Genomic DNA, 20,382 nt, shown 5'->3' on the forward strand with positions numbered 1-20,382 from the left:
TCATGGCCGTCTGCTTTAGCTGACGGATCCGTCAGCTAAAGCAGACGGCCATGAAAGTGGTCCCCCGTATTTTTCTGACTGAAACCATAGCATTTAGTTTTTAGGTCCTCTTCGGGAATTGCGGCCGCCCACGTTTACCACAAAGCCAAAGCTCGATACTGAGTTGCCGGCCGTGAGGAATTCCCGGTTTTTGAGGCCCACGTTAAAGCCGCTGGTGTACTGAAACTGCACCGATGGGGTTAAGGAGATGCGGGTGAAAAATATGGGTTCCAGGAAAATATTGTCTTCGGTAGGTTGCTTTACATCGTTTCGGGTAAATTCGGACATATTGATATAACTGGCCCGCAAAGCGGTACCGTAATTCATCGGAAAAGTGTGGCCGAAAAGCCGGAGCGTTTCCTGTTTCTTTTTACTGAAATTTACCTGCACAAAGTATTTGGTGAAAGAAACTTCCTGCCGATCGTAGCTCACGGGGCCTTCCGAGGTTTTCTTTTTGAATGTGCGGTCGGAGCTGCCCCATCCCAGGCCGCCGTAAATTTCCAGGATGCGCTTGTTGTTGTCGCCGAAGGTGGTAAAATAGCCGCCGCCAGCTTCGAGTAAGTTATGACGGAAATCTTTCTTCTCGCGGTTACTGTTCATAAGCGAGCCATTTAAAAGCACCCCAAAGTGGTCGGAAACGGCATAAGCGGTATTGAAACTGGCATTCCCCTTAAAGGTGATGTGAGCGCTGCTGTACAATTCCCCCTGGGCGCTGAGCATGGGGGTATTGGGCACGTTGGGCATGTAAACGGAAGAACAGCTGCTGGCCAGCAACAACCAGCCAAGGGCAATAAACCAGATTTTTGTTTTCATAGCGTTTAAAGTGAATTGGGTGAAATGCTTGATTTTTTATTGGGGATAAGGCTTCAGTTTAAATTTATGAACAGTTTAACAGGTTGAAAATGAGGTGGTAGGGTGTTGTTTTATCCGGGAATTTTATCTAAAACGATCCTAAATTCAAGGCGCAAAAAACAGACCACCTTCGGGGTAACAAGGGCGGCAAAAGAAAGGCGGAAGTAAAGCCTTGATTATGAGTTAGATTAGTTTTCCACCGAAACCCTCGCGCAAAAGGTAACCTTTGGTGGTTCGGGTAAATCCGGAAAGATGGTTTTTGCGCTTAAAATGCTACCGTTTTAAAGTAACTTGCCGCCTGAATGGGATAAGTGCCTGTTCGAAATTCAGGTGTCTGGTTGCAGAAATCTTCGGGAGGACTTGGAAGCGTTTTTTCTTATTCAATAAAGCTCCTGTAAAGCTTTATAGAAGCCTCGAAGCGCAAGAAGGGCCGGTTGGCTTCCGGAAAATGAATTTCAGCTAAGTCATAAAATTAAACTTATGCCAGCGTTTTTGTTCTATAAATAGAAACCGGCCTGCAATGAGATAAGCTGCCGGTGGCAATTAATAGGCTTTACCTGCAAATAAATATTCAGAATACATGCGGCGTTTTATAATGCTTTTCGGGGTTATTTCGCTTATCCTCGATTTTTACGTTTACCAGGGAATTAAAAGACTTACGGCCGATCTAAGGTCCGAAGGTCTGAAGAAGTTTTTCCGTTGGGGCTACTGGGCCTTTTTTATCGGATTTAATATTTGTTTCTGCTATGTAGTGTACCTCCGCATGGTTACCGACGAGAGTACGGCCTTTATGAAATGGGTAATGAACCTGTTCCTGGCCTTCTTTGTAACCAAGCTGGTTTTTATTCTGGTGCTGTTCGGCGAAGATCAGGTGCGGGCCGCAGTTGCCCTTTTCCGCCTGGCAAGGCAACCTAAGAGCGCCGCTCCGGACGAGCCTTTAATGCCGGGCCGGAGGAAATTCGTAAGCCAGGCGGCTACGATTCTGGCAGGTATTCCGTTCGCGGCTTTTATTTACGGCATGGTGAAAGGCAGATACGATTACAGGGTACACCGCACCACGCTTTATTTTGACGACCTGCCGGCTGCTTTCGACGGTTTCAGCATCATGCAGTTATCGGATATTCACGCCGGGAGTTTCGACGATCCGTTGGCTGTCCAGCGCGGCATTGACCTGGCCAATGCTCAGAAACCGGATTTGTTCGTTTTTACCGGCGACCTGGTGAATGATAAGGCAGAAGAAGTAGTGCCGTATATAAACCATTTCAAACAAATAAAAGCGCCTTTCGGCCAGTTTTCGGTTCTGGGCAACCACGACTACGGCCTGTACGCCCAATGGCCCAGCCAGGCCGCGAAGGAAGCCAACCTGGCTGCCTTAAAAAAACATCAGGCTGAAATGGATTACCGGCTGCTGCTGGATGAAGCAGTTACCCTTGAAAAAGACGGGGAAAAATTATCACTGATCGGGGTACAAAACTGGGGCAAAGGTTTTATTCAGATCGGAAACCTGGACAAGGCCCTGCAAAACGTCGATAAAAATGCCTTCAAGATTTTGCTTTCGCACGATCCATCGCACTGGGAAGAAATAGTAAAGCATCATCCAACGCTAGTGCACCTTACTTTATCCGGTCACACCCACGGCATGCAGTTCGGTATTGAAACGCCTACCTTTAAATGGAGCCCGGCACAATACCGTTATAAAACCTGGGCCGGCCTGGCCGAAGAAGCCGGCAGAAGGCTGTACGTGAACCGCGGTTTCGGCTTTATCGGTTACTCGGGTAGGGTAGGAATCTGGCCGGAAATTACGGTGCTGGAATTACGGAGAGGCAAGGCTTAATGTCTGGAAGAGCAGGAAAGCGGCAGGATTGTTCTGAGTAAATGGTTTGTTTCCGTTGATGGATTCCGGCGTTAAAAGTTCAGGTTACTTTTGAGGCGGAAAACGCTACGTTTTGGCCGGAAAAACCGGCAGCATTGATTACCTAGCTTTTCAGAAACAGGTCCGGAAAATCGGAAATAATGCCGAAGGGCGCGTATTTTAAAAGCATCGTATATTCTGGTTCGGAGTTCACGGTGTAAAACAAGAGCTTCCGGTTCTGCAACTTTACGGTTTCGGCTAAATATGCGTTGGCCGTATCTTTGGAAGCCACTACAAATTCCGGGTTCACTTTCGCCAGGTATTCATCAAAATCCACCGGAACGCCTTCGAACATAATGGCGGTGCGAAGTTCCGGTTTGGCTTTCTTCAGTTGAATAATGGGTTGGTGGTAGAACGAGCCAAGTACGAAACGGGAATAGGGCAGTTCTGCTTCCAGCAATTCCAGGGTTTTGGCAAAGGCATTTTCGGCTTTCACTTCCACGATCAGGGTTACGGGGTAATCCTTTGCCAGGGCGATAACTTCCTTTAAAGTTGGGATGGGATCGCCGTTGTTCAGTTTTATTTGCTGCAATTCGGCAACGGTTTGTTCCGCAATAAGACCCTTGGCCGGCGTTAACCGGTCCAGCAAAGCATCGTGAAAAACCACACTTTCACCGTCAATTGTTTTCCAGACATCCAGTTCAATTAAACTCAACCTCAATTCAAAAGCCTTTTGGAAGCCGGCGAGCGTATTCTCAAACACCAAGCCGGCAGCGCCGCGATGCCCGATTATTTCCGGAGAGTTGTTTTTAAGCGTATTGCTCATTTCGTATTGGCTGGAAGGAGTTTACAGATTTTCAGGGAAATAAGGGGGTATTCTGAAAGGAATTTAGAAAACGGAATCTTGAAAAGCAGGTTTAAATTTCCAGCAGAAAAGGAGTAAATCAGTATCAATAAACCATAAAAAAGTGGTAAACCAACGCATGATGCGGCTTACCACCTTTTTCTTCCCTGCTGGTGCAAGGACAAAACATTCTAAAAGCAATCTCATAAATCCACCTGTCATCCTGAGCGCCCGCGAAGGACCTCGTTGGCCATCAGTAGAGAAGCCAGAAATAACAGCTTTCCTTCCCGCCGACGAGTTGTTTCAGAGCTACGCTCGCAAGTTTCGCGCTCCCCCGCGCTCACTTGTGCTTAACATGACATTCTTATATATGAATTAGCTTCCAAAAATTCTGGATGCTTAAATCATGAAGCAGAAAATGCGTTGCCACCATTTCTAACTTCTAATTTCTAATTCCTAATTAGGCGGAGCCTAGCAATTCTTACTATCCAGGCCGCAGGCATCTGCATTCGGGTCGCCGGCTAGTGGGATCGGTTTTGATTTTTCGGTTTCCTGCCACACTTTGTCGAGTACCTGCTGGAAAACTTCAGAAGGCTGGGCGCCGGAAACGGCATACTTATCATTAAACACAAAGAAGGGAACGCCGCGGGCGCCAACCTGCTGTGCCTGGTACTGGTCCTGGTGCACGTCTTCGCGGTAGGCATCGCTTTTCAGCATTTCTTTTACTTTTTCGCCGTTCAAACCTACTGTTTCGGCAATTTGGGCCAGCGTCTCGTGGTCGCCTACGTTTTTGCCTTCGGTATAATAAGCTGCAAACAGTTTTTCTTTCAGTTCATTTTGCTTGCCCTGCTCTTTGGCGTAATGCAGCAGGCGGTGCGCATCCATGGTGTTGGTTATAATGGCCTGGTCGAAGTTGTAGGTTAAGCCCACTTCTTTGGCCATGCCGGCCATGTAATCGTTCATCTGCTTGCCCTCGGCCAGGCTCACGCCCTTGCGCTGTGCCAGGTAAGCGTCTACGCTCATGCCGGCTACCGGCTGCATTTCCGGATCGAGCTGAAAACTGCGCCATTCAATTTCCACGTCATCTTTATGCTTGAAATCTTTTAAGGCATTCTCAAATTTGCGCTTGCCGATGTAGCAAAACGGACAAACGATATCGGACCAGATCTCTATTTTCATATTTATGTTCTTTGGTTATACTGAGTACAACAATTTAATTTGAAATTAAGTGTGATTTTTAAATACGGGTCGAACCATAAAAAAGGCCGGAAACTTCCGGCCTTTAAAAGAGCAATTAGTTTTTTGCAGGGATTTCCTGCCGTTTCGGAAATACAATGCCGGTGTAGCTGTAAGGCGAAATGGCCCGTAATTCTGATCTTACTTCTTCGCTTACGTCCAGGGTTTGAATAAATTCCTGAATGGTTTTTTCGGTGATCTTTTCGTTTTTGCGGGTAAGGGCTTTCAGGGCTTCGTAAGGTTGCGGATAGCCTTCCCGGCGAAGTACGGTCTGAATGCCTTCGGCTACTACGGCCCAGTTATCTTCCAGGTGCGCTTTCAGGGCGTTTTCGTTCAGCTGCAGTTTGCCAATGCCTTTTTCTAATGATTTTAAAGCAATTAAAGTATGCGCCAGCGGCACGCCTAAATTCCGGAGCACGGTAGAATCGGTCAGGTCGCGCTGCAGGCGGGAGATCGGTAGTTTGGCGGCAAAGAACTCCAGTAAAGCATTGGCCACGCCCAGGTTTCCTTCGGCATTTTCGAAATCGATCGGGTTTACTTTGTGCGGCATAGCCGAAGACCCGATCTCACCGGCTTTGATCTTCTGGGTGAAGTAGCCCATGGAAATGTACTGCCAGATGTCGCGCGCAAAATCGGTCAGGATGGTGTTCAGGCGCTTCAGGTTGTCGGAATAGGCAGCCAGGTCGTCGTAAGGTTCGATCTGGGTGGTTACGCGGGTGCGGTTCAGGCCTAAAGTATGGTTCACAAATTTCTCGGCGAAGGCCAGCCAGTCGGTTTGCGGGTAGGCAATAAAATGGGCGTTGAAGTTACCGGTAGCGCCGCCGAATTTAGCCGAAAACGGGATGGTGCGCAAAGATGAAAGCTGACGGTGCAGACGTTCGGCGAATACCAGCATTTCCTTGCCCAGGCGGGTAGGAGAGGCCGGTTGCCCGTGGGTATGAGCCAGCATAGGCACCTGTTGCCAGGCTTCGGTCATTTCTTCCAGTTTCTGCAGCACCAGGGTAAAAGCAGGCATCAGCACGGTTTCGGTGGCCTCTTTAAGCGAAAGCGGAATGGCGGTATTGTTAATATCCTGAGAAGTTAAACCAAAGTGGATAAATTCTGCAAAGGCCGTTAAACCATTTTCATCGAAGCGCTGTTTCAGGAAATATTCAACCGCTTTTACGTCGTGGTTGGTGGTTTGCTCCAGGGTTTTAATGGCTTGGGCATCGGCTTCGGAAAAACCGGTATAGATCTTCCGTAAAAAAGCGAATTGTTCGGTTGGGAAACCGGCAAGTTGCGGCAGCGGGATCTGGCAGAGGGCAATAAAGTATTCCACTTCCACCTGCACCCGGTAACGGATGAGGCCGAATTCAGAAAAATAAGCGGCCAGCCCGGCAGTTTGTTTGCGGTAGCGGCCGTCCACCGGCGATAAAGCGGTTAAAGCGTTCAGGTTCATGGTGAGGCTATTAAGCCGCAAAGGTACGCCTAAACGCTCAATTGCAGAATTGCTATATTATTAATATTTTTTAATACCTTTACAGGCTTTTTTGTACTTATTTTTATTCTTTTTATGAAGAAATTTTACGGCGGGCTCTTAGCAGCAGCTTTCCTTGGTTTTGGCACGGTACAGGCGCAAACCCTGCAGGCAAATAAAACCCAACTGGCTTTCGGCAATGCCACTGAAATTGCCCCGGTTACGCAGCAGGTCGTGATCTCCAATCCGTTGAATTACAGCGTAAACGTAACCGGTATCCGGTTTTTTACCACCTACGGTGCGCCGGCATTTTCGGTAAACCAGACGTTGCCGCTCAGCATTCCGGCCGGAGGCTCCCAGACCCTTACCGTAACTTTTTCGCCGCTCCACAATATTGCCCACAACTCCGAAATGGTGATCGAAACCGATTCGCACGGCGGCCATTTATCAGTGGACCTCACAGGGCAGGGCAAATATTCAAAAAGCTATTACAATAACTCCGAAAACAAATCGGAAGAACAGCTGAAAGTGGCTTTAAAAGGCATTGTTTCCAATCCGTACACCTCGTTCAGTTACGATGCTGCTCGCGATAAAATGTACATGGAGGTTGATAACTGGAAAACCAATGGCCGTGGCGCATCCGTTAACACGCTCGAATGCGTTTACACGGGCCGGGTTGCAGCAGGCTACACCAGCCGCAGCAACATTTTCAGCAATTTTAACATTAATGCCGAGCATACGTTCCCGCAGGGCAAATTCGGTTCATCCAGCCCAATGGTTTCGGATATGCACCACCTTTTCCCGACCGATGAAGCAGCGAATAACAGCCGCAGCAGTTATCCTTTCGGCATAGCCACCACACCATACCGGAACGACCAGATCAATACGCCTTCGCATCTGGGAAATAATAACCTGTACGAACCACGCGATCAGCAGAAAGGCGCTACAGCCCGGGCCATGCTGTATTTCGTGATCCGTTACCAGGATTACCAAGGGTTCTTTGTGCCGCAGGAAGCCATTCTGAAAACCTGGAACAAGCAGTTTGCCCCAACCCCGATAGACGTAAAACGCAACAACGATATCCAGGCGCGCCAGCAGAACCGCAACCCGTTTGTAGATTACCCGCAGTTAGCAGATCGTATCAATAATTTCGTGAGCCCTTCGGCTGCTTTGCCTTCCTATGAGCTTTACCAGACGCCGGTCGTAAATTATGGCCATATTCCGGCCGGAAACTTTACCTACAACTACGTGCTGGTAAACAATGGCAACCAAACCATGAACTTTACCAACCCAACGCTTTCGAACACCAGCATTTTAAGTTTTGCCAGCGGTTCAGGGTCTAATTTCTCCATTGCCCCAGGCGAAGCCTATACCCTGAAAATTAACCTGAATTTAGGTTCTGCCAACGATTCTGTTTCGGAAATGCTGACGCTGGGTTCTAACATTCCGGGTAAAACCAGCCTGAGTGTTCCGGTTTACGCCAACAAGAATAAAGTTTCTGGTCCGCTTTCTGCTGGTAAGAACGTAGATGCGGCTATCTTTAACCTGTTTCCGAACCCGGTAGGAGAGGAGCTGACCATTGCCCGCGGCAATCAGTTCGGCAAAGGCGCTTATAACCTGGAAATTCTGGATGCCATGGGCCGGACAGTACGGAAAACTACTGCCAGCGGCGATATTTCTACTGTGAACGTAACGGAGTTGAAGCGCGGTGCGTACTTTATCCGGATAAATTCCGGTAATGAGGTCGTTATCCGGAAGTTTATAAAGCTGTAAGTACTTTTTTTAGCGGTTTTGCTACCGTTTTGAACGATTTAACCTTCAGTGCAGCTTTTAATAAAAGAGAAGCGCTGAAGGTTTCGTTTTTTCTATATTTGCACATAAAATTTATAGCGTGCCGCAATTTAAATATAATAAAGAATTACTTATCCGGCGGAGCCTGCAGGTTGGCGCCGGTATTTTACTGGTTTTGATCCTTGCCGTAAGTGTTTTGTTTTTCTACCGGCAGCGCCTGCTGAAGTACGCGGTAGAAACAGTGGTTACCAAAGTAGAAGCTAAATATCCGGCCAAACTGCACATCGGGAAATCGGGGTTTGCCAACCTTACCTCGGTGGAAATGGAGAATATTGCCCTGGTGCCGAATTATGGCGATACCCTGTTGCAAACCAAAAAGGTGCATGCCTCCATCAGTTTCCGGACCTTATTGAAGGGAAGGATCATATTCAATGAACTGGAGGTTTCTGATGCTTACCTAACGGCTGTAAAGTATCCGGACAATACGAACAATTATTCGTTCCTGCTCGGCAAAAAGCCCACCGAACCGGTAGATACCACCAAATCCAGAAATTACGGCAAACTGCTGAACGATCTGATCGAAAAAGCCTTTGAAAGCGTGCCGGACCAGGTTAATTTTCAGAACCTGAACGTTTCTTATACCTCGCCGCACCGGAACATTGCCATGAAAATGCCGGAACTTACCATTGCAGACGGCGAAATCAAGACGGCCCTTACCGTTAAAACCGACTCGCTGGTAAATAACCTCCGCGCGCACGGCACCATCGATCCGGGTAAATATTTTATTTCGGCCCGGCTCTATGCCCTCGATACGGCGGGCATTGTGCTGCCTTACGTGAAGCAGAAATTTGGCGGCGATGTTTCCTTCGATACCCTGGCCGTGAGTTTATCGGATAAACGTTTTTCGCGCGACATGCTAACCGTGCGGGGAAATGCCAGCATAACCGGACTTACCGTTAACCACTCCCGCATTTCCGATACCGATGTAAAAGTAAAAAGCAGCGCCGTAGATTACGTGGTTTCCCTGGGCCCGGATTATTATGCCGTAGACAGCCTGACGGAAGTTCGCGTGAACAAAATGAAGATCTACCCGGTAGTACAATTCCGGACCAAACCGGCCAAAGACCTGGTAATGCGGGTGCATACGGCCCAAACCCCGGCTAACGATTTCTTCGGCTCGCTGCCGGAAGGCATGTTCGATACCGTGGAAGGAATTAAGGGGGAAGGAAGCCTTTCTTATACGATGAAAACCCACATCAACTTTGCCGACCTGAAACACCTGACTTTCGATTCGGACCTGGAAGGGCATAATTTCAAGATTCTGCAATATGGCAAGGAAGACCTGAGTAAAATGAACCGGCCGTTCCAGTACACCGCCTACGAATACGGCAAACCAGTACGTACCTTTACGGTAGGGCCGGGTAATCCTTTTTTTGCGCCGTACAATTCCATTTCGCCTTACCTGAAAAATACGATCATGACTTCGGAAGATGCCGGTTTTTTTCGGCACAAAGGGTTTCATGAAGAGGCATTCCGGCAGAGTATAGCCACCAACATAAAAGCCAAGAAGTTTGCGCGCGGCGGCAGTACCATTTCCATGCAGCTGGTAAAAAACGTGTTCCTGAGCCGCAAGAAAACCATTGCCCGTAAAGCGGAAGAAGCCTTAATCGTGTGGCTCATCGAGAACAACAAAATTACTTCCAAAACCCGGATGTACGAGGTTTACCTGAACATTATTGAATGGGGGCCAAACGTGTACGGGATAAAAGATGCTTCGCGGTTCTATTTCGGAAAGCAACCTTCCGAACTTACCCTGGCCGAAAGCATTTACCTGGCGCACATAATCCCGAAACCCAAAGCTTACCGTTCCGCCTTCGATGCCTACGGCAACCTGAAGCCGCACGTAGCCTGGTATTACCGCCTGATCTCCGGCATCATGCTTCGCCGCGGCCAGATCTCCCAGGAAGAGTACGATGCCCTGCAGCCTGCTGTAGACCTTTACGGCCGCGCCCGCGACCTGATCGTTACCGCCGTAGATACTACCTCCGTAACCGATACGCTGCAACTGGCCCCGATCGATATGATGGATTAGGATTAGATTTTGATTTAAAAATGAAAGGCCCGGTAAAGTTGATTTGCCGGGCTTTCTTTTTACCGGATGCCGATAGAAAAAGTTAATGGATTGTGGATTCTTAAAATAGAAATCAAAAAAAGACTATAGATCGGTTGAGAAAATAGGGTAAGGCTCTAATCAATCTGTCATCCTGAACGCGAGTGAAGGACCTTGTCGGCGGTCAGCAGAAAGACTTAAATGAATGAAAGTTCGGCTAAAGCCATGGTTACATTTCTTAAAAACCGTCAGCTAAAGCAGACGGCAATGAATTTTTAATTCGATAAAAGTAACACTCCAGTCAACAATTAGAAAACAGGCTAGTTTCCAGAACCCCTGTAGAGACGTAATATATTACGTCTTTCACAGCATTGCGACAAATAGGCGAAATCTGATACTGCCTTGTAACTGGCTCCCGCATTATTTACCACTGTTTGTCACCCCGAAGGAGACGTAATATCCTAAACGGAAACATTGTACCCTGAATGGAGACGTAATATATTACGTCTCTACAGATAAAAATCACAATAGAACATTTTGCCTTACGTTCATAAAACACGCAACAACGGCGAATAGAAGTGGCCGATTATTTAACCATGATGGAGCATTGGTTTATGCTCAAATTCAACAAATACCACCTTCATTGCCGTCTGCTTTAGCTGACGGATAGCAGAGAAACCAGCTTCACAAAAAAGGCCGGCTATTTATAAGCCGGCCTTGTAAAAGGGTAGGTTTTCTGGCTGAAAAACCCAAATTAATTTGTTGGCGGAACAGGCAGGTCGCTATCTTTTTTCGGGAACAGCAAGGAGGCGATTACTGAAGTTGCTAGAATACCACCCACGATCAACAACGCGTAACGCATATCGAAATGGTAAATATCCGAAAGCACAAGCTTGATACCGATGAATACCAGAATTAGCGCCAGGCCGTAGTGCAGGTAATGGAAAAGCTGCATGATACCGGACAGGGCAAAGTACAGCGCTCTTAAACCAAGCAGAGCAAAAACGTTAGAGGTATAAACGATAAACGTGTCGCGGGAAATTGCCAGAATGGCCGGGATCGAATCCATGGCAAATACCAGGTCGGTAGTTTCTACCATCAGGAGCACTATGAAAAGCGGCGTGGCAAAGATCATCCCTTCGCGTTTTACGAAGAATTTACCGCCTACCAGTTCGTTTGTAACCGGCATGAAGCGGCTGATGAATTTAACCACCGGGTTGGCCCGCGGGTTAATTTCCGGCTCATGCGACGTGGTGGCCATCTTAATACCAGTAAAGATCAGGAAGGCACCCAGGATGTAAATAATGAAGTGGAACTTAGCCAGTAACGCTACCCCAACCACAATAAAAATTGCCCGCAAAACCAAGGCCCCGATAATACCCCAGAACAGGATCTTGTGCTGGAAAATAGGCGGGATCTTAAAGTAATTGAACAGCACGATGAACACAAACAGGTTATCGACGCTCAGCGATTTTTCGATCAGGTAGGCCGTCAGGAATTCGAGTGCGGGTTCGGTACCCATCGTGTAATAGATAAGCACATTAAAAGCCAGGGCCAGCGCGATCCAGAAAGCGCTGAAACCGAGGGCTTCTTTGATCTTCACTTCGTGGGCATGCCGGTGGAACACAAAAAGGTCGAGCGCCAGCATTCCTAAAACGAATACGTTAAAGAGCACCCAGAACATAATATTGTCTCCCATATGTTATAAAATAAAAAAGTTGGGGTTTGTTTTCATGGTAATAATAAGCAGGGGTTGGAGTAAGTGAGTATTAATGTTCGAAACGGCGGAAGAGGCTGTCCATTTTCATCCGGATCACGCCGTAAAAAGCTTCCTTGATAATGCCTTTGCTCATTTTCGATTCGCCTCGGGTGCGATCGGTAAAAATGATAGGCACCTCCTTAATTTTAAAGCCGTATTTATAAGCCAGGAATTTCATTTCGATCTGGAAGGCATACCCGATAAATTTGATCTCATCGAGCGGAATGGTTTCGAGCACTTTGCGGGTGTAGCACTTAAAACCGGCCGTAGCATCCTGAATAGGCATACCCGTGATCATGCGCACGTAAGCGCTGGCGAAATAGCTCATCAGCACCCGGTTCATGGGCCAGTTTACCACGTTCACGCCTTTAATGTAGCGGCTGCCAATGGCCACGTCGTACCCTTCCACGGCACACGCTTCATAAAGGCGCACCAGGTCTTCGGGGTTGTGCGAGAAATCGGCGTCCATTTCAAAAATGTATTGGTAGCCGCGGGCCAAAGCATATTTAAAGCCGTGAATGTATGCGGTTCCCAAACCCAGTTTGCCCTGGCGTTCTTCCAGAAAAAGCTTTTCAGGAAACTCCTGCTGCAAATTCCGGATAATTGCCGCGGTGCCATCCGGGGAGTTGTCGTCCACGATCAGAACATCGAAAGGAACGGGCAGCGAAAAAACCTTTCGAACGATGGCTTCCGCGTTCTCTTTCTCATTATAAGTGGGAATTACCACTATGGCGTTATTCATAGCTTCAAAGATAGTGAAATCAGGCGGTTTGGGCCGAAGCCAGCTCCTGAATTTTTTTTGCTACTTTCAGGCCGCGCTTTACGCAATGCTGGATGGAAACGCCGCTGCACCAGTTGGCTGCTATAAACACATTATCTGTCTCCAGGGTTTTGGCAAATTGCTGGGCATCTTCAATGTAAAGGTCGTATTGCGGAATGGCCTGGTGCCAGAGATAGAAATGCTGGTAAACCGGACGCTCCGCCGAGATCTGGTAATTGCGTTTCAGTTCCTCGTGCACGCCTTTCAGAATTTCCATGCGGGGGCGACGCGTATTTTCGGCGAAGGGCGTACCGCCTACAAAAGTGGTGAATAGCACTTCGTCGTCGGGGCAGCGGTTCGGGAAAATGGAACTGTTCCAGATCACGCCGGCAGAGAAAAGGTTTTCCTTTTTCGGGTGGAGGGCGCCAAAACCTTTCAGCGAAAAACCGACCGATGCCTTTTTATAAACGGTATGCACCACGGCCACGGGCGGATAATTTACATTCCGCAGGGCTGCGGCGAGACCCGGAAAGGTATACTCCAGCAGGGGCGTGGCCTTGTGCGCCGGAATGGCCATTACCAGAACGTCGTATTCGCGCGGCACGTAATCGGGCGAAGTGGTACTAATAATGTATTTGCCGTGGCTTTTGGTGACCATTTCTACCGGATAGCCGGTTTGCAGACCCAGTAGCTTGGAACCCAGCGCCAAAGGCAGGGTCTGGAGGCCGTTTTTAAACGAAATGGTTTTCCTGCGCTTCGGCGGATCTTTAAGCAGGCCTTTCTGTACCGAGCCGTACACCTGTTCGTATTTAACCAGCTTCGGAAACGTTTTATTGATGAGCAACTGGTCAGGATCGCCGGCAAAAATGCCCATTACGAAAGGCGAAACCGCATAATCCAGCACCTCCCGGCCGAACCTTCTTTCGAAAAACTGGCTGATGGTTTCGTGCGGATTAACGGGTTTAGGCGGAAGAAAACGTTCCTGCAGCAGGCGGTACTTCGTTTTAAAATGAAAATAAGTATCGGCCATGAGCTTCAGGGGCGAATCGGGCAGCCGGCGGTAGCGGCCATCGCGGAAAATGTAACGGGTACCGGAAACGGGATTTGCTTCCACCACCTCCGGTTCCAGTTTCAGTTCCCGGATCAGCTTTTCAATTTCGGGCGTTAAGAGCAGCGAGTTCGGTCCCATTTCCAGCACGTAATTCTTTATGCGTACCGATTTAATGTTGCCGCCCGGGAAATCGGCCTGCTCGTACAGATCGTGCTGAATGCCAGCTTTCTGCAGTTGATGGGCAACCACTAACCCCGAAATACCCGCGCCTATAATGCCTACTCTCATTTATTCAATTTGGAAATTTGAAAATTTAAAAATTTGGAAAGGAGAAGATTAGGTTCAAATGCTTCTTCATTTTTCCGCCTTTTGCTCCGGCAATTATTTTCGCTTAAAAAGGGTAGGTATTCCGCCTGAAAAAGTACCTGCCGGATGCCTGTTTACGGAAAACAGGGCAGAAGTTTTAAGAAGAATTGGCTACGGTTTTTATAAAGGAAGGGAAGGGTTGAAATCCTGAAAAGGTTGTAGTTTTGAACCGCAATGGAACAGAATACCAAAACAAAATGCGTTTTCCTGGATCGCGACGGCGTACTGAACCGGGAGCGCGGCGATTATACCTGGCGGCTGGAAGATTTTGACGTGCTGCCCGGCGTACCGGAAGCGCTGCAACTGCTGAAGGAAAACGGTTATCTCCTCATCATTATCACGAACCAGGGCGGCATTGCCAAAGGACTTTACACCCGGGAAGACGTTTATGCCTGTCATCGGAAACTGCAGCAGGCCTTTAATGGAATAATAGATGCTCTGTACTATGCGCCTTCACACCCATCCGTGTCGGAATCGCTGAGCCGTAAGCCGGACTCTTTAATGCTGGAAAAGGCCATGGCTAAATTCAACATTGATCCGGAAAAGTCGTGGTTTGTAGGCGATAAAAAACGGGATCTGCAGGCGGCGGCAAAAGTAAACGTAAAAGCAATTCTGGTAGGAGAGGAGGAAACCTATGCTCATCCTTTCCGGGAAAAGGATCTGCTGACCGCGACGAGGTTTATTTTGGGGCAGAAAGGTTGAATTGTTTCCATGACGTAGGGTTTAAACCCAAGAACGTCAATTTAAAAAATTGTAAAAATGAAACGCTGTTTCGGCCATCTTTGTCCGCACCAGGTTAATTCCAGACATAGATGTCCGGAAGAGCAGTAAAGTAAAATACACAGCATCTGGTAGCGTAAGGTTTAAACCCTACGCTACCAGATGCTGACGATGAAGCCCAGAAACAAAAACGTCCCGAAAAGCTTCGGGACGTTTTTGTTTTAAATATTGGTATGTTTAAGCTTAGCCGCGAACAGAAGCTTCGGCGGTTTTGGCTACCGGCTGGGCTTTGAAATCTGCTTTAGAATAAGCCGGGCAGGTGGTTTTGCAGGAAGAAGCCAGGCCTACCAGACCTACGGCTGCAATAAACAAATACTTTTTCATATAATTCCGTTACTGTTTTTTTAAGCGTGGATTTTCAAAAATACGATTTTTTTTCAAATGAATAAAAAAAACTTCGGCATAATATTTCATCCGGTCGGCAGCAAAACTATTTTATTGACTTAACTTTTGCGGAGCATAGCTCTTGACTGTCCGGATGCGGGCCTTTCCGGGCTTCCTGGGTTATTCGGTTTCAGGCTTGGCCGGAACAAAATAAATGCTTAAAATGGGGCTTCAATTCTACCGTTTTGACTGTTAAAGAATTCCCGCACCCCTTCATTACCAAATCTACCGGCGACGTAGAGCCTTTTTCTCCGGAGAAACTGCAACGTTCCCTGAAACGCGCCGGGGCTTCGGAGCAGCTCATAGGCCGTATCATGGACCAGCTTTTGCCGCAACTCTATGATGGTATGCCCACTAAAAAGATATATCAGCTGGCCTTTAAGATCCTGCGCGGCAGTTCCCGGCCTTTGGCGGCACGTTACCGGCTGAAATCAGGCATCATGGAGCTGGGGCCTTCGGGGTATCCGTTCGAAAAATTTGTGGGCGAAGTGTTGCGGAACCAGGGTTTTACCGTGGAAGTGGGCGTAACCATCAAAGGCCGGTGCGTGAATCATGAAGTAGATGTTTTGGCTGGCCGCGGGAACGACATTTTTATGGTGGAATGTAAGTTTCACAACCACCCGGAAGCGACCAACAACGTGAAAATTCCGCTTTACATTCAGGCGCGATTCGAAGATATAAAGACTGCCTGGAAAGAATTGCCTGAGCATAAGGAAAAACTGCACCAGGGCTGGGTGGTTACCAATACCCGCTTCACGTCCGATGCCATTCAGTACGCCGAATGCATAGGCCTGAAACTGATCGGCTGGAATTATCCACGCAAAGGCAATCTGCAGGACCTGATCGAATCGGAAGGGCTTTATCCGCTTACCGTCCTTACTACGTTAACGAAAAGCGAAAAACAGCAGCTTTTAGACCGCAGGATCGTGCTTTGTCACGAACTGGCCCAGCACCCGGCTTACCTGGAGCAAATTGGCATTAAGGGAAACCGGTTGCAGCAAGTTAAAAGCGAAGCCGAACAACTCAGCCAGCATTTGTTTGCTTATGGAATTGATTGATGTTGCCACCGACCTCAGCGCGTTTTCGGCGGAAGAAACGGCCCGGAAACTGGATGCGGACCTGAAAAACGGGTTAAGCGCCGAAGAAGCTGCGGCGCGCCTGGAGCAATTCGGGCCGAATGAACTAACCGAAACCCGCAAACGCAGCCTCTGGCATTTGGTTTTAGACCAGCTGAAAAGCCCCATTGTGTACCTGCTGCTGGTGGCCGCCGGCATCTCGTTTTTCTTCCAGGAATACCTGAACGCCGTAGCCATTTTGGTGGTGCTGGTGATCAATACGGTGGTGGGCTTTGTGATGGAATACCAGGCAGGCAGATCCATGGAAGCATTGAAAAAGATTTCTTCGGTGCCGGCTAAAATGTTGCGCGACGGGCAGTTGCAGGAAATGGAAGCCAGCCAGATCGTGCCCGGCGACGTGGTTTTCCTGGAAGCCGGGGACGTGGTACCGGCCGACGGGCGCATTTTCCGGACGTCGCAGCTGCAAGTGGAGGAAGCGGCGCTAACCGGGGAATCGGTGCCGGTAGAGAAAAACGAAGCATCTTTGCAGGCTGGCCTGCCGCTGGGCGACCGGCTGAATTACCTCTTCAAAAGTACCTTTGTTACCCGCGGCAATACCTATTTGCTCGTTTCGCATACGGGCATGAACACCCAGCTCGGGCACATTGCCAACCTGGTGCAAAACGCCGAACAAGCCGCCACGCCGCTGGAAAAAAAACTGGCCGAATTCAGTAAAAAGCTTATTCTGGTAACCATTGGTTTGGCAATCATCATTTTTGTTTCCGGTTTGCTGAACGGTTTGCCTTTGGTGGGCATGCTGCAAACGGTTATTGCGCTGGCCGTAGCCGCCATTCCCGAAGGTTTGCCCATTGTGGCGACGCTGGCTTTGGCGCGGGGCATGCTGCAAATGGCTAAGCACAACGTGATCGTGAAAAAACTTTCGGCGGTGGAAACGCTGGGCGGCACGAACGTGATCTGCACCGATAAAACCGGCACGCTTACCCAGAATAAAATCGAAGTTTCGGTGCTCAACACGCCTTCCGGCAGCTGGAACATTACCGAAAACGAACAGATCGGCGAGAACGAAAATTTCCACTTCATTAAATACGCTTCGGTTTTAACCAATACCGCCGAAATAAGCGAAAAAGGTGCTGAAGCGCAGGAAATTGGCGATCCGCTGGAAGTGGCCTTGTTGAAATTCGCAAAAAACTACGGCACCGACGTGGTGATGGCGCGCCGGAAACATCCCAAACTGGCCGAAGAGCCTTTCAGTTCGGAAACCAAAATGATGGCCACGCTGCACGGCAAAGAACCCGAATTGATGGTTTTTGCCAAAGGCGCCGCCGAAGAGTTGCTGAACCAGTGCACGGCTTTCCTGGAACACGGCGAAGTGAAAAAACTGACCGCCGAAGCGAAAGACACCTGGTTGCAGGAAAGCGAAAAAATGGCGGAATCGGGTTTGCGGGTGCTGGCTGCGGCTTACAAAACGGTATCGGAAATGCCCCCAAAACTGGGTGAAGACCTGATCTTTTCCGGGTTGATCGGCATGGTAGATCCGCCGCGGCCCGAAGTATTGCCTGCCATCAAAGAATGTCTTTCGGCCGGCATCCGGGTGATCATGATCACCGGCGACCACCCGGCCACGGCCAACAAAATTGCGCTGGAACTCGGCATCAATACCCCCGATGGTCATCCGCCGGTAACGGGTAAACAATTAAAACCAGCTTCCGAAATTTCAACCAACGACCGCCATGACATTGCCGGCGCCAACGTGTTTGCCCGCGTAGATCCGCAGCACAAACTCGACCTGGTGCAACTGCTGCAGGAAGACGGCAACGTGGTAGCCATGACCGGCGACGGCGTGAACGATGCCCCGGCCCTGAAAAAAGCCGACATTGGCGTGGCCATGGGGTTACGCGGTACGCAGGTAGCCCAGGATGTATCGGATATGGTGCTGAAAGACGATAAGTTCACTTCCATTGTGGTGGCTATCCGGCAGGGGAGGGTAATCTTTGAGAACATCCGCAAATTTGTGATCTTTCTGTTGAGCTGCAACCTGAGCGAACTTTTCCTGATTGCTACCGTGGCCGTTTTGAACCTGGGTTTCCAGTTGCTGCCGCTGCAGATCCTTTTCATTAACTTAATTACCGATGTATTGCCTGCGCTTGCTTTGGGCGCGACCGAAGGCAATCCGGGCATAATGAACCAGCCGCCGCGCAAAGCCACCGAACCCATTATTGACCGGCAACGCTGGATCGCGATCATTTTTTATTCGGTGGTTATTTCGCTTTGTGCACTGGGGGCCGTTTACCTGAACCATTACGTGCTGCACCCCGCCGAACACTGGCACGCAGGCCGCTACAACAACATCCTTTTCTACACGCTCATTTTCTGCCAGCTGGCGCACGTGTTCAACATGGGTTCCGGCAACCGGTTCTTTTTCCGGTCCGAAATTGTAACGAATAAATTTGTGTGGCTGGCGCTGCTGGTAAGCGGCGCAGTGGTGTTCCTGGCCGGCTGGATCGGCCCGGTAAGAAATGCGCTTGCCATTCAGGAAATGCTTTTAACCGATTGGCTGGCGGTCGTTTCGGCGGTCTTTGCTTCGCTTATCATCATTCAGCTCAGTAAAAAATTTAAACTCATTCAGCAATGAAAAATCCGGATCGTATTTCTGTAAAATTCCTGGGCGCGGCCGGCACCGTTACCGGCTCCAAATACCTGATCAAAGCTTTCGGTAAAACCATTTTAGTGGATTGCGGTTTGTTTCAGGGCCTTAAAAAACTGCGCGAACTGAACTGGAACCGTTTTCCCGTTGACCCGGAATCGATTGACCTGGTGCTGCTCACGCACGGGCATTTAGATCACGTGGGGTATTTGCCAAGATTGGTGAAAGCCGGTTTTGCGAACGAGATCTGGGGTGTAGGGCCTACCTTGCAGGTCGCCAAAATTATTCTGGAAGACAGCGGCAAGATTCAGGAGGAAGAAGCAAAAGCGGCGAACGAAAAAGGCTATTCGAAACACAAACCCGCCGTGCCGCTCTACGACCTGGAAGACGTGGCCGAAACGCTACCTTTTTTCACCGAAAAAGTGCCGGACCAATGGCACGAAATTTCCGACCAGATCAAAGTCCGGTTCCGCTATAACAGCCACATCATCGGCGCTACTTTTATTGAATTGCAGTTGGGCGAAAGAAGGCTGGTTTTCAGCGGGGACATTGGCCGCGACGACGACTTGCTTTTGTTTCCGCCGCAAAAACCGGAGCGCGCCGATTACCTGTTCATTGAATCTACCTACGGCGACCGGCTGCACCCGCATAACGCCGAAGAGCAGCTGCTTGAATTATTGCAGGCGGCGGCCAAACGAAAAGGCACCATTATTATTCCGAGTTTTGCCGTGGAGCGCACCCAGATGCTGATGTATTTGTTCTGGCAGCTCCGGAAGAAAAACCAGATCCCTAATTTGCCCATTTACATGGACAGCCCGATGGGTACGAACGTGCTTTCCGTTTTTGCGCAAAACCCCGACTGGCACAAACTTTCGGGCCACGATGCGGCGGAAATGCTGCGCGAAATAAAAGTGCTGGAAAGCTACCAGGAAAGTATGGCGCTGGTAACCGATAAAAATCCGAAGATCGTGATTGCAGGCAGCGGCATGGCTACCGGCGGCCGCGTGCTGCAATATTTAAAACACTACCTTTCCGATAACCGCAGCACCATTTTACTGGTCGGTTACCAGGCCGAAGGCACGCGCGGGAGACAGCTGCTGGAAGGTGCGCCGGACGTCAAAATAGAAGGCGAATATTACCTGGTAAAAGCCCACATCGCGCAGATTAACGGCCTTTCCGCCCACGCCGATCAGCATGGATTATTGAACTGGCTCAGCGAACTGAAAGAAAAGCCCCGCAAAACTTTCATTGTGCACGGCGAACCTACTGCCGCCGATGCATTCCGCACCAAACTGGAAACGGAAAAAGGGTATTACGTGCGTATTCCGGAACTATACGAAGAGGTTTACCTGAGTTAATTTTTGATGGTAGAGACGCGATTT

The 20,382-nt window shown here is 49.0% G+C and carries 15 protein-coding genes; 7 read left to right on the plus strand and 8 right to left on the minus strand.

Translation table 11 applies throughout. From position 1 onward, the window contains the following. Positions 1 to 93 precede the first annotated feature (93 nt). The gene (locus F0P94_RS19300) at positions 94 to 852 is read right to left on the minus strand and encodes a hypothetical protein (RefSeq protein WP_150906173.1); all 759 of its coding nucleotides are present in this window, start codon (positions 850 to 852) and stop codon (positions 94 to 96) included. Between the two features lie 619 nt (positions 853 to 1,471). On the opposite strand from F0P94_RS19300, the gene F0P94_RS19305 reads away from it, so the two are divergent. After that, on the plus strand, positions 1,472 to 2,725 hold the full coding sequence (locus F0P94_RS19305) for a metallophosphoesterase (protein WP_150906175.1): 1,254 nt from the start codon (positions 1,472 to 1,474) through the stop codon (positions 2,723 to 2,725). 142 nt (positions 2,726 to 2,867) lie between these two features. Here F0P94_RS19305 and F0P94_RS19310 read toward each other — a convergent pair whose 3' ends face one another. From F0P94_RS19310 to purB, 3 genes are all read right to left on the minus strand, one after another. Further along, positions 2,868 to 3,569, minus strand: a complete 702-nt coding sequence (locus F0P94_RS19310) for a glycerophosphodiester phosphodiesterase (RefSeq protein WP_150906177.1) — start codon at positions 3,567 to 3,569, stop codon at positions 2,868 to 2,870. 489 nt (positions 3,570 to 4,058) lie between these two features. After that, a complete protein-coding gene (locus tag F0P94_RS19315) occupies positions 4,059 to 4,766 on the minus strand; it encodes a DsbA family oxidoreductase (protein ID WP_150906179.1) in 708 nt (235 codons plus the stop codon). Positions 4,767 to 4,881: 115 nt separating this feature from the next. After that, positions 4,882 to 6,261 (minus strand): adenylosuccinate lyase, encoded by a 1,380-nt coding sequence (purB, locus tag F0P94_RS19320; RefSeq protein WP_150906223.1) that lies wholly within the window; start codon positions 6,259 to 6,261, stop codon positions 4,882 to 4,884. 114 nt (positions 6,262 to 6,375) lie between these two features. Between purB and F0P94_RS19325 the strand changes: the two genes are divergently transcribed. After that, positions 6,376 to 8,052 carry an endonuclease gene (locus F0P94_RS19325; protein WP_150906181.1) on the plus strand — a complete coding sequence of 559 codons (1,677 nt, stop codon included), beginning with the start codon at positions 6,376 to 6,378 and terminating at the stop codon, positions 8,050 to 8,052. Positions 8,053 to 8,170: 118 nt separating this feature from the next. After that, a complete protein-coding gene (locus F0P94_RS19330) occupies positions 8,171 to 10,162 on the plus strand; it encodes a biosynthetic peptidoglycan transglycosylase (RefSeq protein WP_225307299.1) in 1,992 nt (663 codons plus the stop codon). Positions 10,163 to 10,934: 772 nt separating this feature from the next. Here the strand turns inward: F0P94_RS19330 and F0P94_RS19335 are convergent. The 3 genes from F0P94_RS19335 to hemG form a co-directional block, all read right to left on the minus strand. Then, on the minus strand, positions 10,935 to 11,879 hold the full coding sequence (locus F0P94_RS19335) for a TerC family protein (protein WP_150906183.1): 945 nt from the start codon (positions 11,877 to 11,879) through the stop codon (positions 10,935 to 10,937). 70 nt (positions 11,880 to 11,949) lie between these two features. After that, on the minus strand, positions 11,950 to 12,681 hold the full coding sequence (locus F0P94_RS19340; protein ID WP_150906185.1) for a polyprenol monophosphomannose synthase: 732 nt from the start codon (positions 12,679 to 12,681) through the stop codon (positions 11,950 to 11,952). A gap of 19 nt (positions 12,682 to 12,700) precedes the next feature. Next, positions 12,701 to 14,038, minus strand: a complete 1,338-nt coding sequence (gene hemG, locus F0P94_RS19345) for a protoporphyrinogen oxidase (RefSeq protein ID WP_150906187.1) — start codon at positions 14,036 to 14,038, stop codon at positions 12,701 to 12,703. 252 nt (positions 14,039 to 14,290) lie between these two features. On the opposite strand from hemG, the gene F0P94_RS19350 reads away from it, so the two are divergent. Continuing rightward, a complete protein-coding gene (locus F0P94_RS19350; RefSeq protein ID WP_150906189.1) occupies positions 14,291 to 14,818 on the plus strand; it encodes a D-glycero-alpha-D-manno-heptose-1,7-bisphosphate 7-phosphatase in 528 nt (175 codons plus the stop codon). 261 nt (positions 14,819 to 15,079) lie between these two features. Here F0P94_RS19350 and F0P94_RS19795 read toward each other — a convergent pair whose 3' ends face one another. Further along, positions 15,080 to 15,220 (minus strand): hypothetical protein, encoded by a 141-nt coding sequence (locus F0P94_RS19795; protein WP_191907113.1) that lies wholly within the window; start codon positions 15,218 to 15,220, stop codon positions 15,080 to 15,082. A gap of 245 nt (positions 15,221 to 15,465) precedes the next feature. Here F0P94_RS19795 and F0P94_RS19355 point away from each other — a divergent pair, with 245 nt between their 5' ends. Genes F0P94_RS19355 through F0P94_RS19365 form a run of 3 tightly spaced genes read left to right on the plus strand, consistent with a single transcriptional unit; the run spans position 15,466 to position 20,358 of the window. Beyond that, positions 15,466 to 16,338, plus strand: a complete 873-nt coding sequence (locus F0P94_RS19355) for a restriction endonuclease (RefSeq protein ID WP_150906191.1) — start codon at positions 15,466 to 15,468, stop codon at positions 16,336 to 16,338. After that, a complete protein-coding gene (locus tag F0P94_RS19360; protein WP_150906193.1) occupies positions 16,325 to 18,988 on the plus strand; it encodes a cation-translocating P-type ATPase in 2,664 nt (887 codons plus the stop codon). Before F0P94_RS19355 ends, F0P94_RS19360 begins: the two co-directional genes overlap by 14 nt. Continuing rightward, positions 18,985 to 20,358 (plus strand): MBL fold metallo-hydrolase RNA specificity domain-containing protein, encoded by a 1,374-nt coding sequence (locus tag F0P94_RS19365; protein WP_150906195.1) that lies wholly within the window; start codon positions 18,985 to 18,987, stop codon positions 20,356 to 20,358. Before F0P94_RS19360 ends, F0P94_RS19365 begins: the two co-directional genes overlap by 4 nt. Positions 20,359 to 20,382 lie beyond the last annotated feature (24 nt).

Source organism: Adhaeribacter soli, from assembly GCF_008727925.1.
Taxonomy (GTDB): domain Bacteria; phylum Bacteroidota; class Bacteroidia; order Cytophagales; family Hymenobacteraceae; genus Adhaeribacter_A; species Adhaeribacter_A soli.

Coding starts and splice junctions, on each gene's coding strand:
- F0P94_RS19300 (WP_150906173.1), bottom strand. CDS start 852: ATGAAAACAAAAATCTGGTTTATTGCCCTTGGCTGGTTGTTGCTGGCC.
- F0P94_RS19305 (WP_150906175.1), top strand. CDS start 1,472: ATGCGGCGTTTTATAATGCTTTTCGGGGTTATTTCGCTTATCCTCGAT.
- F0P94_RS19310 (WP_150906177.1), bottom strand. CDS start 3,569: ATGAGCAATACGCTTAAAAACAACTCTCCGGAAATAATCGGGCATCGC.
- F0P94_RS19315 (WP_150906179.1), bottom strand. CDS start 4,766: ATGAAAATAGAGATCTGGTCCGATATCGTTTGTCCGTTTTGCTACATC.
- purB (WP_150906223.1), bottom strand. CDS start 6,261: ATGAACCTGAACGCTTTAACCGCTTTATCGCCGGTGGACGGCCGCTAC.
- F0P94_RS19325 (WP_150906181.1), top strand. CDS start 6,376: ATGAAGAAATTTTACGGCGGGCTCTTAGCAGCAGCTTTCCTTGGTTTT.
- F0P94_RS19335 (WP_150906183.1), bottom strand. CDS start 11,879: ATGGGAGACAATATTATGTTCTGGGTGCTCTTTAACGTATTCGTTTTA.
- F0P94_RS19340 (WP_150906185.1), bottom strand. CDS start 12,681: ATGAATAACGCCATAGTGGTAATTCCCACTTATAATGAGAAAGAGAAC.
- hemG (WP_150906187.1), bottom strand. CDS start 14,038: ATGAGAGTAGGCATTATAGGCGCGGGTATTTCGGGGTTAGTGGTTGCC.
- F0P94_RS19350 (WP_150906189.1), top strand. CDS start 14,291: ATGGAACAGAATACCAAAACAAAATGCGTTTTCCTGGATCGCGACGGC.
- F0P94_RS19795 (WP_191907113.1), bottom strand. CDS start 15,220: ATGAAAAAGTATTTGTTTATTGCAGCCGTAGGTCTGGTAGGCCTGGCT.
- F0P94_RS19360 (WP_150906193.1), top strand. CDS start 16,325: ATGGAATTGATTGATGTTGCCACCGACCTCAGCGCGTTTTCGGCGGAA.
- F0P94_RS19365 (WP_150906195.1), top strand. CDS start 18,985: ATGAAAAATCCGGATCGTATTTCTGTAAAATTCCTGGGCGCGGCCGGC.